The sequence below is a fragment of the Streptomyces sp. MRC013 genome, from assembly GCF_023614235.1.
Classification (GTDB): domain Bacteria; phylum Actinomycetota; class Actinomycetes; order Streptomycetales; family Streptomycetaceae; genus Streptomyces.
Genome location: NZ_CP094264.1, coordinates 446750 through 461926, shown reverse-complemented (window position 1 = coordinate 461926; position 15177 = coordinate 446750). Strand labels below are relative to the sequence as shown.

9 protein-coding genes and 2 pseudogenes are annotated in these 15177 nt (G+C 75.5%); 5 read left to right on the top strand and 6 right to left on the bottom strand.

Going from position 1 to position 15177, the window contains the following annotated elements; all coding sequences use genetic code 11:
- The first annotated feature begins 5 nt into the window (after nt 1-5).
- A pseudogene (locus tag LUW75_RS02115) lies at nt 6-2182 on the top strand (3-hydroxyacyl-CoA dehydrogenase NAD-binding domain-containing protein).
- Nucleotides 2183-2428: 246 nt separating this feature from the next.
- Here the strand turns inward: LUW75_RS02115 and LUW75_RS02110 are convergent.
- Together LUW75_RS02110 and LUW75_RS02105 are read right to left on the bottom strand one after the other, a co-directional pair.
- Entirely contained in the window at nt 2429-3175 is a 747-nt protein-coding gene (locus tag LUW75_RS02110; protein ID WP_250334103.1) for a MerR family transcriptional regulator, read from the bottom strand.
- 167 nt (nt 3176-3342) lie between these two features.
- Nucleotides 3343-3696 (bottom strand): hypothetical protein, encoded by a 354-nt coding sequence (locus tag LUW75_RS02105; RefSeq protein WP_250334102.1) that lies wholly within the window; start codon nt 3694-3696, stop codon nt 3343-3345.
- A gap of 68 nt (nt 3697-3764) precedes the next feature.
- Here LUW75_RS02105 and LUW75_RS02100 point away from each other — a divergent pair, with 68 nt between their 5' ends.
- On the top strand, nt 3765-4559 hold the full coding sequence (locus LUW75_RS02100) for a GNAT family N-acetyltransferase (protein WP_250334101.1): 795 nt from the start codon (nt 3765-3767) through the stop codon (nt 4557-4559).
- Here the strand turns inward: LUW75_RS02100 and sph are convergent.
- On the bottom strand, nt 4532-5518 hold the full coding sequence (sph, locus tag LUW75_RS02095) for a sphingomyelin phosphodiesterase (RefSeq protein WP_462933781.1): 987 nt from the start codon (nt 5516-5518) through the stop codon (nt 4532-4534). The two genes, LUW75_RS02100 and sph, sit on opposite strands and share 28 nt — an antisense overlap.
- A 300-nt stretch (nt 5519-5818) precedes the next feature.
- On the opposite strand from sph, the pseudogene LUW75_RS02090 reads away from it, so the two are divergent.
- Nucleotides 5819-6689, top strand: a pseudogene (locus tag LUW75_RS02090) (oxygenase MpaB family protein).
- A gap of 63 nt (nt 6690-6752) precedes the next feature.
- Here LUW75_RS02090 and LUW75_RS02085 read toward each other — a convergent pair.
- Nucleotides 6753-8303, bottom strand: coding sequence for a M1 family metallopeptidase (locus LUW75_RS02085; protein WP_250334098.1), 1551 nt, complete (start codon nt 8301-8303; stop codon nt 6753-6755).
- Nucleotides 8304-8580: 277 nt separating this feature from the next.
- Here LUW75_RS02085 and LUW75_RS02080 point away from each other — a divergent pair, with 277 nt between their 5' ends.
- Both LUW75_RS02080 and LUW75_RS02075 read left to right on the top strand, forming a co-directional pair.
- A complete protein-coding gene (locus tag LUW75_RS02080; protein WP_250334097.1) occupies nt 8581-10551 on the top strand; it encodes a Xaa-Pro dipeptidyl-peptidase in 1971 nt (656 codons plus the stop codon).
- A gap of 163 nt (nt 10552-10714) precedes the next feature.
- Nucleotides 10715-12352, top strand: a complete 1638-nt coding sequence (locus LUW75_RS02075) for an ABC-F family ATP-binding cassette domain-containing protein (protein WP_250334096.1) — start codon at nt 10715-10717, stop codon at nt 12350-12352.
- Between the two features lie 33 nt (nt 12353-12385).
- On the opposite strand, the gene LUW75_RS02070 is transcribed toward LUW75_RS02075, so the two are convergent.
- Together LUW75_RS02070 and LUW75_RS02065 are read right to left on the bottom strand one after the other, a co-directional pair.
- The gene (locus tag LUW75_RS02070; RefSeq protein ID WP_250334095.1) at nt 12386-12592 is read right to left on the bottom strand and encodes a hypothetical protein; all 207 of its coding nucleotides are present in this window, start codon (nt 12590-12592) and stop codon (nt 12386-12388) included.
- Between the two features lie 144 nt (nt 12593-12736).
- Nucleotides 12737-15082 carry a Tex family protein gene (locus tag LUW75_RS02065; protein ID WP_250334094.1) on the bottom strand — a complete coding sequence of 782 codons (2346 nt, stop codon included), beginning with the start codon at nt 15080-15082 and terminating at the stop codon, nt 12737-12739.
- Nucleotides 15083-15177 lie beyond the last annotated feature (95 nt).

Sequence of the window (15177 nt, the reverse complement as noted above, 5' to 3'; positions counted from 1 at the left end):
CCGCCATGCCGACGCGTTCCACCATCCGCTGGGAGCAGGACGAGACCGGCGTCGTCACCCTCGTCCTCGACGACCCCGAGCAGTCCGCCAACACCATGAACGAGGCGTTCCGCACGTCGATCGCCGCCGTCGCCGACCGGGCGGAGGCCGAGAGGGACTCCATCCGCGGCATCGTCTACACCTCCGCCAAGAAGACCTTCTTCGCGGGCGGCGACCTCAAGGACATGATGGGGGCCGGCCCGGCCGACGCCCGGCGGGTCTTCGACGCGGCCTGCGACATCAAGCGCTCCCTGCGCCGCATCGAGACCCTCGGCAAGCCCGTCGTCGCCGCGATCAACGGCGCCGCGCTCGGCGGCGGCTACGAGATCGCCCTCGCCTCCCACCACCGGATCGCCCTCGACGCGCCCGGTGCGAGGATCGGCCTGCCCGAGGTCACGCTGGGCCTCCTCCCCGGGGGCGGCGGCGTCGCCCGCACCGTACGGCTCATGGGCGTCGCCGACGCCCTGCTGAAGGTCCTCCTCCGGGGCACGCGGTACCCGCCGCGGCAGGCCCTGGACAACGGTCTGGTGCACGAGGTCGCCGGCACGCCCGAGGAGATGCTCGCCGGGGCCCGCGCGTTCATCGACGCGCACCCCGAGTCCCGCCAGCCCTGGGACGAACCCGGCTACCGGATCCCCGGAGGGACGCCCGCGCACCCGAAGTTCGCGGCGGACCTGCCCGCCTTCCCCGCCAACCTCAGGAAGCAGCTGAACGGCGCCCCGTTCCCGGCGCCCCGCCGCATCCTCGCGGCGGCCGTCGAGGGCTCCCAGGTCGACTTCGAGACGGCGTGCGTCATCGAGGCCCGCTACTTCACCGAGCTGGTCACCGGGCAGACCGCCAAGAACATGATCCAGGCGTTCTTCTTCGACCTCCAGGCCGTCGACGCCGGCCGCAGCCGCCCCCGGGGGTGGCGCCGCGCACGGTCCGCAGGGCCGCCGTCCTCGGCGCCGGGACGATGGGCGCCGGCATCGCGTACGCCTGCGCCGAGGCGGGCGTCGAGGTCGTCCTCAAGGACGTCACCGAGGAGGCCGCCGCCGGGGGGCGGGCGTACTCCGAGAAGCTCTGCGCCAGGGCCGTCGAGCAGGGCCGCACCACCCGGGAGGAGGCCGGCGCGCTGCTCGCCCGCATCCGGCCGACCGCCGACGCGGCGGACCTCGCCGGCTGCGACGTCGTGATCGAAGCCGTCTTCGAGGACACCGCGCTCAAGCACAAGGTGTTCCAGGAGGTCCAGGGCGTCGTGGCGCCGGACGCGCTGCTGTGCTCCAACACCTCGACGCTGCCGATCACCCTCCTGGCGGAGGGCGTGGAGCGGCAGGCGGACTTCGTCGGCCTGCACCTCTTCTCGCCGGTCGACAGGATGCCGCTGGTGGAGATCGTCAGGGGCGGGCGGACCGGCGACGAGGCGCTCGCGCGGGCGTTCGACCTGGTCCGGCAGATCCGCAAGACGCCGATCGTCGTCAACGACTCGCGCGGCTTCTTCACCTCGCGGGTCATCGGCCGGTTCGTCGACGAGGGCCTCGCCATGGTCGGGGAGGGCGTGGAACCCGCGTCGATCGAGCAGGCGGCGGGCCAGGCCGGGTACCCGGCGAAGGTGCTGTCCCTGGTGGACGAGCTGACCCTGACCCTGCCCCGCAGGATCCGCGAAGAGGCGCGGCGCGCGGTGGAGGAGGCGGGCGGCACCTGGCGGACGCACCCGGCGGAGGCCGTCCTCGACCGCATGGTCGGCGAGTTCGGACGCCCGGGCCGCAGCGGCGGGGCCGGCTTCTACGAGTACGACGGGGAGGGCCGCCGCACCCGACTGTGGCCGGGGCTGCGGGAGCACTTCACCCGGCCGGACGCGGCCGTCCCGTTCGAGGACATGAAGGAGCGCATGCTCTTTTCCCAGGCGCTCGACTCGGTGCGCTGCCTGGAGGAGGGCGTCCTCACCTCGGTCGCCGACGCCAACATCGGCTCGCTGCTGGGCATCGGCTTCCCCGCCTGGACGGGCGGCGTGCTGCAGTACGCCAATGGCTACGAGGGCGGGCTGCCCGGCTTCGTCGCCCGGGCCCGCGAACTGGCCGAACGCTACGGCGAGCGCTTCGACCCGCCGGCGACGCTGGTGGAGAAGGCGGAGGCGGGCGGGACCTTCACCGACCGGCGGTGAGGACGCGCGTGAGCGCCCCCGGCGGGGCCGAACCCGCCGGCCGGCCGACCCGGGTCCCCGACGGGCCGCGCCGGCACCGTCCGCCGGAGGGAAGGCGTGACCTTCGCCGGAGCCCGGCCGGGGACCTCGGCACCGTCCGGCCGCGTGCGCGGCGGCGCCCGGTGGGCCGGCACGCCGCGGACGGGGCGGTCGAGGCGTCGGCGGACCGGCGGGCCGGAGCCGCAGGCGGCGTCACCGCGGACGTCGTCACGGTCGGTCGGGCGCCCGGAACGCGGTCCGCAGCTCGTCGGTCAGGGACCGCTGGAAGGCGGTGACCAGGGCCTGCACCACCAGGGGCTGCATGTGCGCCGACAGCGACTTCATCGCCTTGACGTGCTGCGGGTCCTCCGGGTCCGCCTCCCGCTCCCGGTACGGGTTCCACACCTCGTCCCGGAACAGCCGGGTCAGCTCCCGGGCCGCCGCGCGGGTGTGCTCGACGAGCACCCCGCGGGCGGCCACGATCGTGGCGTGCGGGATCGGCGCGTCGAGCAGTTGCAGGCCGAGCCGGAGCAGTCCGGGGTCGACGCGGAGGAGGCCCTCCTCGTCGGGGCCGGTGAGGACCTCCATCGCGGCGAGCAGGTCCATGTCCGCGTCGGTCAGTTTGCGTGCGGCCCGCCGCTCCAGTTCGGCGCGCGTCAGGCGCTCCGCCGCGTCCGGCGCCCAAGTGGCCACGAGGGCCCGGTGGATGGCCAGGTCGTGGGCGTCCACGTCGGGAGGGAGCTGCTCCAGGTACCGCTCGATGGCGGCGAGGGTCATGCCCCGGTGCTGGAGTTCCTCGATGAGCGCCAGCCGCGCCAGGTGCTCGGGTCCGTACCGGCCGACGCGGCGGGGGCCGATGGCGGGCGGCGGCAGCAGGCCGCGGGTGCCGTAGAAGCGGATGGTGCGGACGGTGACCCCCGCGCGGGCGGCGAGTTCGTCCACGGTGAACACCTGAACCTGCGCCTCGGTCGCCACGGTGTCCTCGTCTCCCCTCCCGGTGTCGCACTGCTGCAACAGTACTGCCGTCCCGCCACCGCCGGGGAAGCGCCGGGGACGTCCGGGCGGTCGGCGCCCGGGGCGGGTGAGGCCGGGGACTCCCGCGCCCCGGACGCCGCGGGGGCCGCGCGGTCCGGGCCGCCTCCTCAGAGGGGGCCGACCGCCGGGGCGATCAGGAGGAGGAAGGCGGCGGGCAGGAAGAGGAACATCCCGGCCAGGGCGCCGACGTAGGCCCACACGCAGAGGGCCGATCCGATGAGCAGGCACGCCCAGGTGAAGGCGCGGGGCCGGCGCCCCAGCAGGAGCGGCAGCGGCACGGGGAGGGCCGTCAGGAGGGCCGGCCCGGCCAGGTCGGTACCGATGCCCAGGAGGAGCGGGGGCAGGGCGGCGAGTGCGGCCAGTACGGCCGCCGCCCGCTTGATCCCGTGCACCCGCGGCCGTGCGTCCGCCGTCGCGCCCATGGTGTCCCCGCCCTCCCCATCGGAATTGAACGCGTTCAATCTACCTTGCGGGCGTGCCCCGGGAAATCCGGTTGTCCCGCACGGCCCCGAGGCGGTCGGGTACCCCCATGGACGACGCGGAGGTACTGGCCCTGTTCGACCGCCGGATGCGGCGGGAGGCCCCGCCGGACGGCCCCGGGTGCCGGGTGGAGCGGACCGGGGGCGTGGTCCGGCAGACCGGCCCGGCGGAGGCGTGGAACGGCGTGCTGTGGAGCGGGCTGACGGCCGCCACGGCGGACCGTGCGATCCGGGAGCAGATCCGCCACTACACCGCCCTCGGGCGGGAGTTCGAGTGGAAGCTGTACGAGCACGACCGGCCGGACGACCTCGGCGACCGGCTCCGTGCCGCCGGGTTCGCGGCCGGTCCGCGCGAGGCCCTCGTGGTCGCCGCGACCTCCCGGATCGCCGCCGTCGCCGCCGCCCCGCCCGCCGGCGTGGAACTGGTACCGGTGACGGACGCCGCCGGGGTGGGCCTCATGGCGGAGGTCCACGACCGGGCGTTCGGCACGGACGGCTCCCGCCTGCGGCGGCGGCTGCTCCGGCAGCTCGCCGAGCGGCCCGGCACACTCGCCGCCGTCGTCGCCGTGGCGGACGGACGGCCGGTCGGCTCGGCGCGCGTGGAGCTCGTGCCCGGCACCGGCTTCGCCGGGTTGTGGGGCGGGGGCACCGTGCCGGAGTGGCGGGGCAGGGGTGTCTACCGGGCCCTCGTCGCCCACCGGGCCCGGATCGCCGCCGAACGCGGCTTCCCCCGGCTCCAGGTCGACGCGTCCGGCGACAGCCGCCCCGTCCTGGAGCGCCTCGGCTTCGCGGTGCTCTCCACCACCACTCCGTACGACTACCGCCCGGACGCCACCACCGGGTAGTGGTCCGACAGGTCGGTGTACGTGTGGGAGGTGCCCCAGCTCCTCACGGTCCAGGGGGCGCTGCGCTCCTTGACCACCAGGTTGGTCCAGCCGACCGGGCGCACGTGCCCGGCGCGGTGCAGCACGTGGTCGAGGTCCTCGCGCGGGTGATCCGGGTACCGCTCGGCGGCGATGGAGTTCTCGGCCGTGTCGAAGGAGTGGGAGTGGCCGGTGCGGGCGTCCGCGTCGGCCAGGCCCGCGTCGGCGAGCATCGCCGCGTACTCCGGGGAGCGCGAGTCGACGTTGAGGTCGCCCGCCACGATCACCTGCTCCGACGCGGGGACGGCCTTGCCGTCCAGGAAGGCGTCCACCGCCTTGAACTGCCGCGACCGGATCTGCTCGGCCTCGCCCGCCGAGCAGCCGGGATCGGTCGACTGGGCGTGGGTGCCGACCACGTGGACGCGCCGGCCGCCCACGTCCAGCACGGCGTACACGAAGCCCTTGTTGGAGTGCCGGTCCGCGCCGCACGCGTCTTCGTACACGTACTGCTCCCTGCGCAGGATCGGCCACCGGCTCAGCACCGCCACACCGCCGTCCTCGAACGCGACCGGGGAGTACGACCCGGCCGTGGCGTCCCAGCCGGAGGTGCCGCGGCCCATCACGGGCGTCCGGTGCGGGTACCGGGCGGCGGCGTTCCTCATCAGCGCGTCCGACGCCGTGTTGTCGAACGCCTCCTGGACCACCACCACGTCGTTGCCCGGGAAGAAGGGCGCCGCCGGGATGGCCCCGGCACGGTGGTCCTGCCCCCAGTTCGGGTACAGGGCCCGACTGAAGAGGAACACGTTGTACGTGAGGACCTTCAGCGCCGGGGTCGCCGCGGGGGCGGCCGACGCCGGCGGCGCGGCGGCGGCCGGCGGCACCGCGGCGAGCACCGCGGACACCGCGACGGACAGCAGGGCGCGCGGCGCCCGGCGGGGCACGGTACGCGGCGGGGGCAGAGGCACGGCGACTCCCTGTGGAGGCGGGGCTGGACGTCGCACATCGAAGCAGCCGGGGCTACTCTCGGGTAGAAACCGGGTGGAGGGGACCTTGCCGGGACCGGGCGGTCCGGCGAAGAACCGCCGTCCGGGTCCGGCGGGAGCCCCCCGCGCCCTCCGCCGGCGCCGTTCGTGTGGGGAAGCCCACCGCGCGGGCACCGGCCCGCACCACCGCCGTCCCGGCGGGCCGGACCGCCCCGCCGGCCCGCCACCCCGCAGAACGTCCGGAGCAGCCCCGTGACCGTGGTCCCCGACCGTCCCGCACCGCCGCCCCCCGGCGGGGGTCCTGTGGAGCCTCACGGGCGACGTGCGGGCCCTGCTCATGCTCCCCTCGGCGTTCGTCCTCCAGGTCGCCCACCCGGCCGTCGGCGCCGGGGTCGACGAGCACTCGGTCTTCCGCACCGACCCCTGGGGCCGTGCCGGGCGTTCCCTGCGCTCGCTCCAGCTGTGGGTGTACGGCGGGGAGGCCGCCGCCGAGGAGGGCCGGCGCCTGCGCCGCCTGCACCGCGCGGTCCGGGGCACCGACGCCCACGGCCGCCCGTACCACGCCCTCACCCCGGCCCACTACGCCTGGGTCCACGCCACCGGCTTCCCCGTCCACCGCTACGCGAGCCGCTACCTCGTCCGCCCCATGACCGAGGAGCAGGAGCGGGCGTTCTACGCCGAGTGGCTCCGGGTCGGCCGGATCCTGGGCATCCGCGACCGCGACATGCCGCAGACGATCGAGGAGTTCTGGCCCTACTACCGCAAGGTCCTCGCCGACGAGGTCGAGGCGACCGCCGTCGTCCGCGAGCTGCCGGCCACCGACGTCCCGCTCCCGCCCCCCGACCGCGGCCCCCTGCCGCTCCGGCTCCTGCTGCGCGCCCTGTGGCCCCTGTTGTGGCCGCCGTTCGTCCGCTTCCGCGCCTTCGTCGCCGCGGGCTTCCTGCCGCCCGAGGCGCGCGAGGCGGTCGGCCTCGACTGGTCGGACGCGCAGGAGCGGAGGCTGCGCCTCCCGGCCCGGGGGGTGCGGGCCGTCGTCCCCGCCCTCCCCGAGCGGCTGCGCTACCTCCCGCTCGCCCGGGACGCGCGGCGCGCCCACCGCTCCGGCCGGGCGGCCCGCCCCGCCCGCTGACGCCCGGCCGGGGGCCGTCCGGGCCGCCGCGCCCGCCCGGGCGCGGCGCCCCGGGGCGGAGGGTCAGCCCCGCCCGGTACCGTGCGAGCAGCACCCGCTGCAGCAGCCGCCGTGACCGTGGTCGTGGATGGTGTTGGTCGCGGCGATCTTGGCCCACGACTTCGGCGGGCTCACCGGGGCCGCCGGAGCGGTGCGGGCCGAGGCGGAGGCGGACGGCGCCGGGGCGGCGGCGGGCTTCGACGGCTGGTACAGCCAGGTGTCGAACAGGCCGTCCAGCTGCCTGCCGGAGATCCGCTCCGCGTACGCGACGAAGTCCGCGACCTTCGCGTTGCCGTAGGCCCGCTCCGTCGGCCAGCCCTTAAGGATGCGGAAGAAGGCGTCGTCGCCCACCTCGTTGCGCAGCATCTGGAGCGTCATGGCGCCCCGGTCGTAGACGGCGAGGTGGAACTGGTTCTCCGCCCCCGGGTCACCCGGCCTGACCGTCCAGAACGGGTCGTCCTCCGCGTGGGAGGCGTACACCCAGTCGGCCAGCTCCTGCGCCGTGCCCTCGCCCTCGCGCTCGGACCACAGCCACTGGCTGTACCGGGCGAAGCCCTCGCTGATCCAGATGTCCTTCCAGTTGTCCACGGACACGCTGTCGCCGTACCACTGGTGGGCCAGCTCGTGGACGACCACCGACACGTTGGAGCCGCTCGCGAACTGGCGCGGGCTGTAGAACGGCCGCGTCTGCGTCTCCAACGCGTACCCGCTGCGCACGTTCGGCACGTACCCGCCGAGCGCGTTGAAGGGGTACGGCCCGAAGACCTCCTCCAGCCACTCCGCGACCTCGACGGTCCGCTCGACGCTCGCGCGCGCCGAACCGGCGTTGGCCCCGAGGTCCTTGCTGTAGGCGTTGACGACGGGCAGGCCGTTCGCGGTCGTGTCGGTGGTGAGGTCGAACCTCCCGACCGCCAGCGTCGCCAGGTACGTCGCCTGCGGCTTGTCGGACCGCCAGGTGTAGCGGGTCCAGCCCAGCCGCGAACTCTGCGAGAGCAGCACGCCGTTGCTGATGGCCTGCGTGCCGTCCGGGACGGAGACGGACACGTCGAAGGTCGCCTTGTCGAGCGGGTGGTCGTTGGACGGGAACCACCAGGCGGCCGACTCGGGCTGGTTCGCGGCGACGCCGCCGTCCGGGGTGCGGTGCCACGCCGTCCACCCGTCGATCTTCACCTCGGACGGCTTGCCCGCGTACCGCACGACGACCGAAACCGGTCGGTTCTTCGGCAGCGGCACGGCCGGAGTGATCTCCAGTTCCTGTGCGCCCGACGCCTTGAACGCGGCCTTCCGGCCGTTCACCCGCACCTCCAGCGCCTTCAGGCCGAGGTCCAGGTTGAAGCGGGACAGGTTCTGCGTGGGGGTGGCGAGGATCGTCGCCGTCCCCTCCAGCAGGTCCGTCGACGGCTGGTACTTCAGCCGCAGGTCGTAGTGGGTGACGTCGTATCCGCCGTTGCCGCTGGCCGGGTAGTAGGGGTCGCCGATGCTCGGGGCCCCGGGCGCGAAGTCGGCGGCCGACGCCGGGATCGCCAGCACCAGGGAGGCCGCGATCGCGCCCGGGACGAACAGTCTGCGGTGCACGTGTGTCTCTCCAAGTCGTAGGAGGGCCGAATCGTCTGAACGCTATTCACCTCGACCCCTCCTGGTCATGTCCACGCCTTGCACCATCACACGATCGCCATCCGGCCGACATGATTTCCCCCCGGCCGCCCCGTCCCCCTCTGCCGTGCTCGCCCCCAAATCGTCCTCTTCTGCGCCGGGGCCGGCGGCAGTAGCGTCCGCCCATGCACATACGCACGCGCACAACCCCCTCCCACACCCCCGCCCGGGCAGCGGCCCCCTGCCGGGCCGGGCCCTGGTGGCGGCGGTCGCGGCCGCCCTGGTGTCCCTCCTGGTCCCGGCGGCCGGCGCCCACGGCGCCCCGGCCCCCCGCCCCGGCCCGCCGCGCCCCGACGTGTCCAGGCCCGTCCACTCCTACGAGAACGCGGTCCGCGAGTCCGTCTGGGTGGACACCGGGCTCGACGGCGACGGCGACGGCAGGACCGACCGGGTGGCCGCCGACGTCGTCCGGCCCCGCGAGAGCGGGCGGAACGGCTTCAGGGTGCCGGTCATCATGGACGCCAGCCCCTACTACTCCTGCTGCGGGCGCGGCAACGAGAGCCAGAAGAAGACCTACGACGAGGACGGCGCCCCCCTCGGGATGCCCCTCTTCTACGACAACTACTTCGTGCCGCGCGGCTACGCCTTCGTCGCCGTCGACCTGGCCGGAACCAGCCGCTCCGACGGCTGCGTCGACGTCGGCGGCCGCTCTGACGTCCTGTCCGCCAAGGCCGTCGTCGACTGGCTGAACGGCCGCGCCCGCGCCTACACCACCCGCACCGGCACCACCCGCGCCCGTGCGCACTGGTCGACCGGTGCCACCGGCATGATCGGCAAGAGCTGGGACGGCACGGTGGCCAACGGCGTCGCCGCGACCGGGGTAGAGGGCCTGAAGACGATCGTGCCGATCGGCGCGATCTCCTCCTGGTACGACTACTACTTCAGCCAGGGCGCCCCCCTCTACGACTCCGGCCCCGACCGGCTGGCCCACTACGTCGAGAGCCCGGAAGCCCGCGCCCGGTGCCAGGCCGTCAAGCGGACGCTGGTGGAGGGCGCCCCGCGCTCCGGGGACCTGACCCCGCTGTGGGACGCGCGCGACTACGTGCCCGACGCCTCCCGCGTACGGGCCAGCGTCCTGGCCGTCCACGGGCTGCAGGACCTCAACGTCCGCACCGGCCACCTCGGCCGCTGGTGGCAGGCGCTCGCCGAGCAGGGCGTCGAGCGGAGGATCTGGCTCTCCCAGGTGGGGCACGTCGACCCGTTCGACTTCCGCCGCGCCGAGTGGGTCCGCACCTTGCACCGCTGGTTCGACCACTACCTCCTCGGCTACGACAACGGCGTCGAACGGGAGCCCATGGCCGTCGTCGAACGTGCCCCCGACCAGTGGACCACCGACCGCACCTGGCCCCCGGCGGGCACCGCGGCCGCGACCCTGCGCCCCGTCCCCGGCGCGGCGCCCGGCGTCGGCGGCCTCGGCCTGCGGCCCGCCCCGGCGGGCACCACCGAGACGTTCACCGACGACCCCTCGCTCGGCGAACTCGACTGGGCCGCGCGGATCGACGCCCCCACCCCGGACAAGGCCGGGTTCACCACCCGCCCGCTCACCCGCGACCTGCGGCTGTCCGGCTCCGCCACCGTGACCGTCACCGCCGTCCCGACCACCTCCAGCGCCCATCTGACGGCCGTCCTCGTCGACCTGGGACCCGCCGTCATCCGCGACTACGCGGCACCCGGCGAGGGCATCACCACCCTCCCCGAGCGCACCTGCTGGGGCGCGAGCACCTCCGGCGACAGCGCCTGCTACAAGGAGACCGCGGCCCGCACCAAGGACGTCGGCTTCACCGTCGTCAGCCGCGGCTGGGCCGACCTCGGCACCTGGGCCGACCCCCGCCGGGGCCGCCCCCTCACCCCGGGCGAACCGCACACCATCACCCTCGACCTGCACGCCGCGGACCACGTCGTCCCGGCCGGCCACCGGCTCGCCCTGATCCTCGCGGGCACCGACGAGGGCCTCGTCGAGGGACCGTCCTCCACCCCGACGCTCACCCTCGACCTGGCCCGCACCCACGCCCGCGTCCCGTTCGTCGGCGGCCCCCTCGCGTACACCCTGGCCACCCTCCCGCGTGCCCGGGACGGCGAGACCGCCGCCACCCCCGCCCCCCTCCTCACCGGACCGGACGCCCCCCGTCCGCCGCGCACCCTCCCGTTGCTCCCGGGAGCCGCCCGGTGAGCCTCCGCCCCGGTGCCGCGGCGGCCCCGGCCGTCCTCCTCGACGCCCGCGCCGCGCACCACCCCGCACCGGGGCGGCCGGTGCGCCGCTGCTGAGCGGCGCGGGGCGCCGAAGCGCCCGGCGGGGCGGACGGCGGCCGGGCTGTCCTAGGATCGGCCTCCTGATGACTGCCACCCTCGTCGCCAAGAACCTCGCCGCCGGACACGCCGAGCGCTCCCTCTTCTCCGGTCTCGACCTCGTCGTCGCCCCCGGGGACGTCATCGGCCTCGTCGGCGTCAACGGCGCCGGCAAGTCGACGCTGCTGCGGCTCCTCGCCGGACTGGACACCCCCGAGGACGGCGAGGTCCGCCTGTCGCCGCGCACCGCCGCCGTCGGCCACCTCCCGCAGGAGCCCGAGCGGCGGCCGGGGGAGACCCTCGGGGGCTTCCTCGCCCGCCGCACGGGCGTCGCCGGGGCGCAGGCGGCGATGGACGCGGCGACCCGGGGCCTCGTCGACGGGGCGCCCGGGGCCGACGACACGTACGCCGCCGCCCTGGAGCGCTGGCTCGCCCTCGGCGGCGCCGACCTGGACGACCGGGCCGGGGAGACCACCGCGGCGCTCGGCCTCACCGTGGGCCTCGACCGGCCCATGACCGCCCTCTCCGGCGGCCAGGCGGCCCGCGCCGGGCTCGCCTCGCTGCTCCTCTCCCGCTACGACGTCTTCCTCCTCGACGAGCCGACCAACGACCTCGACCTGGACGGGCTGGAGCGGCTGGAGGCCTTCGTCCGGGGCCTGCGCGCGGGCACGGTCGTCATCAGCCACGACCGCGAGTTCCTCGCCCGCACCGTCACCGCGGTCCTCGAACTCGACCTCGCCCAGCAGCGGACGGCCCTCTACGGCGGCGGCTACGACTCCTACCTGGAGGAGCGGGAGACGGCCCGCCGCCACGCCCGCGAGGACTACGAGGAGTACGCCGACAGGAAGGCCGCCCTGGAGGGGCGCGCCCGGACGCAGCGCTCCTGGATGGACAAGGGCGTCAGGAACGCCCGCCGCAAGGCGGGCGACAACGACAAGATCGGCCGCAGGTTCCGCAGCGAGGCCAGCGAGAAGCAGGCCGCCAAGGCGCGGCAGACCCAGCGGATGATCGAGCGGCTGGAGACCGTGGAGGAGCCCCGCAAGGAGTGGGAGCTGCGCATGGAGATCGCCGCCGCGCCCCGCTCGGGCGCCGTCGTGGCGGCGCTGCGCGACGCCGAGGTCCGGCGCGGCGGCTTCGCGTTCGGCCCGGTGACCCTCCAGGTCGACTGGGCCGACCGGATCGCCGTCACCGGCGCCAACGGCGCGGGCAAGTCCACCCTCCTCGCCGTGCTCCTCGGCAGGCTCCCGCTGGACGCCGGCCACGCGGCGCTCGGCTCCGGCGTCGTCGTCGGCGAGGTCGACCAGGCACGGCGGCTGTTCCACGGCGAGCAGACCCTGCTGGACGCCTTCTGCGCGGCCGCCCCCGACACCGAGCCGGCGGAGGTGCGGACGCTCCTGGCCAAGTTCGGGCTCAAGGCCGCCCACGTGCTGCGTCCGGCGACGACGCTCTCGCCGGGGGAGCGGACCCGCGCCGCCCTCGCCCTCCTCCAGGGCCGCGGCGTGAACCTGCTCGTCCTGGACGAGCCGACCAACCACCTCGACCTGCCGGCGATCGAGCAGTTGGAGTCGGCCCTCGACGCGTACACCGGGACGCTGCTCCTCGTCACCCACGACCGGCGCATGCTCGACACCGTCCGCGTGACCCGCCGTTTCGAGGTCGCGGACGGCCAGGTCGCCGAGGTCTGAGCGGGGGACCGCCGCGGGCGGCCGCCGCCGGGACTACGGGCGGTCCTCCGGCTCCTCGTACGCGTCGAACGCGTCGTCCGCGTCGTCGGGCGCGGCGCCGTGGGCATGGTCCCCCTCCGGGGCGTCCCCGGCGCGCTCGGCGTGCTCGGGCCGGTCGCCGGGGTCCTCGCCGCCGGCCTCGCGCCGCGCCTCCTCGTGGTGCCTGCGGACCTCTTCGGGCTTGTCGCCGATCTGGTTCACGGCCCTCTCCGTCTCCGTCCCCGTCACCGGACGGCCCGGCGACCCGGCCAGACTCACACGGACCGGCCGCACCCGCACCTCGGCGCCGGCACGCGCCGGGGCGGGCCGGGGACCCCCGCCCGCCCCGGTCCGGACCGGCCGCGCTCAGCGGCCCCCGCCGGAGCCGCCGCCCAGCAGTCCCGCCCTGCGCAGGGCGTCCGCCATCGCGCCGTCGGCGGACGGCGGCGCCTGCCGGTCGCCGCCGCGCCGGTCCTGGCGCTGCCGCGGCGGACGGGCCCCCCGCTCGCGGCGCTGCCGCCCGCCGGAGGCCGGGCCGGCCTCCGCCTCGTCGTCCAGGCGCAGCGTCAGCGAGATCCGCTTGCGCGCCACGTCGACGTCGAGCACCTTCACCTTCACCACGTCGCCCGGCTTCACCACCTCGCGCGGGTCCTTCACGAACTCCCGCGACAAGGCGGACACGTGCACCAGGCCGTCCTGGTGGACGCCGACGTCCACGAACGCGCCGAACGCCGCCACGTTGGTGACCACGCCCTCCAGCACCATCCCGGCCTCCAGGTCGCCGATCTTCTCGACGCCCTCCCGGAAGGCGGCGGTGCGGAAGGCCGGGCGCGGGTCGCGGCCCGGCTTCTCCAGCTCCCGCAGGATGTCCACGACGGTCGGCAGGCCGAACCTCCCGTCGACGAAGTCCTCCGGGCGCAGCGACCGCAGCACGCCCGTGTCGCCGATCAGCGCCGCGACCTCGCCGCCGGTCGCCTTCGCCATCCGCCGCACCACCGGGTACGCCTCCGGGTGCACCGCCGACGCGTCGAGCGGGTCGTCGCCGCCGCGGATCCGCAGGAAGCCCGCGCACTGCTCGTACGCCTTCGGGCCGAGGCGCGGCACGTCCTTCAGGGCCCTGCGCGAGCGGAACGGCCCGTTGGCGTCCCGGTACGCCACGATGTTCTCGGCCAGTCCGGCGCCGATGCCCGACACCCGCGACAGCAGCGGCGCGGAGGCCGTGTTGACGTCGACGCCGACGCCGTTCACGCAGTCCTCGACGACCGCGTCCAGGGACCGGGAGAGCTTCACCTCGGACAGGTCGTGCTGGTACTGGCCGACCCCGATCGACTTCGGGTCGATCTTCACCAGTTCGGCGAGCGGGTCCTGCAGCCGCCGCGCGATCGACACGGCGCCGCGCAGCGACACGTCGAGCCCGGGAAGCTCCTGCGAGGCGAACGCCGACGCCGAGTACACCGAGGCGCCCGCCTCCGACACCATCACCCTGGTCAGGCCCAGCTCGGGGTGGCGGGCGATCAGGTCGGCGGCGAGCCTGTCCGTCTCGCGCGACGCGGTGCCGTTGCCCACGGCGACGAGCTCCACGGCGTGCTCCTTCGCCAGCCGAGCCAGCACCGCCAGGGACGCGTCCCACTTGTTGTGCGGCACGTGCGGGTGGATCGTGTCCGTCGCCACGACCTTGCCGGTCGCGTCGACCACGGCGACCTTGACGCCCGTGCGGTAGCCGGGGTCCAGGCCCAGGGTCGCCCGCGTCCCGGCGGGCGCGGCCAGCAGCAGGTCCCGCAGGTTCGCGGCGAACACCCGGACGGCCTCGTCCTCGGCGGCCGTGCGCAGCCGCAGCCGCAGGTCGATGCCGAGGTGCACCAGAATGCGGGTGCGCCACGCCCAGCGGACCGTCTCCGCCAGCCACCGGTCGGCCGGCCGGCCCCGGTCGGCGATCCCGAACCGCCGGGCGACCATCCCCTCGTAGGCGGACGGGCCCTCGGCCGGTTCCTCCGGCTCCAGGGCCAGCTCCAGCACGTCCTCCTTCTCGCCGCGCAGCATCGCCAGCACCCGGTGCGAGGGCAGCCGGGTGAACGGCTCCGCGAAGTCGAAGTAGTCGGCGAACTTGGCGCCCGCCTCCTCCCGCCCCTCGCGGACCTTCGCCACCAGCCGGCCGCGCGTCCACATCCGCTCGCGCAACTCGCCGATCAGGTCGGCGTCCTCCGAGAACCGCTCGGTGAGGATCGCCCGCGCGCCCTCCAGCGCGGCGGCCGGGTCGGCGACGCCCCGGTCCGGGTCGACGAACGCGGCGGCGGCCGCGAGCGGTTCGACGCCCGGGTCCGAGAGCAGCCCCTCGGCCAGCGGACCGAGCCCGGCCTCCCGGGCGGTCTGGGCCCTGGTGCGCCGCTTCGGCTTGAACGGCAGGTAGACGTCCTCCAGGCGGGCCTTGGTGTCGGCCTCCCGGATGCGGGCCTCCAGCTCCTCGGTCAGCTTCCCCTGCTCGCGCACGGAGTCGAGGATCGCGGCGCGCCGGTCCTCCAGCTCCCGGAGGTAGCGCAGCCGCTCCTCCAGGGTGCGCAGCTGCGCGTCGTCGAGCATCCCGGTCGCCTCTTTGCGGTAGCGCGCGACGAACGGCACGGTCGAACCGCCGTCCAGCAGCTCCACGGCCGCCCTGACCTGCCGCTCCCGTACACCGAGCTCCTCGGCGATCCTGCCTTCGATGGACGTCGTCACGGTGTGTCCCGACCCGCCTTCCCGTGCTTTCAGGTTGCGCTCGCATTCTGCCCGCCCGGGCCGGGATCCGCCGCATCCCCCGGGCACGCCGCCCC

Coding starts and splice junctions, on each gene's coding strand:
- LUW75_RS02100 (WP_250334101.1), top strand. CDS start 3,765: ATGGACGACGCGGAGGTACTGGCCCTGTTCGACCGCCGGATGCGGCGG.
- LUW75_RS02075 (WP_250334096.1), top strand. CDS start 10,715: ATGACTGCCACCCTCGTCGCCAAGAACCTCGCCGCCGGACACGCCGAG.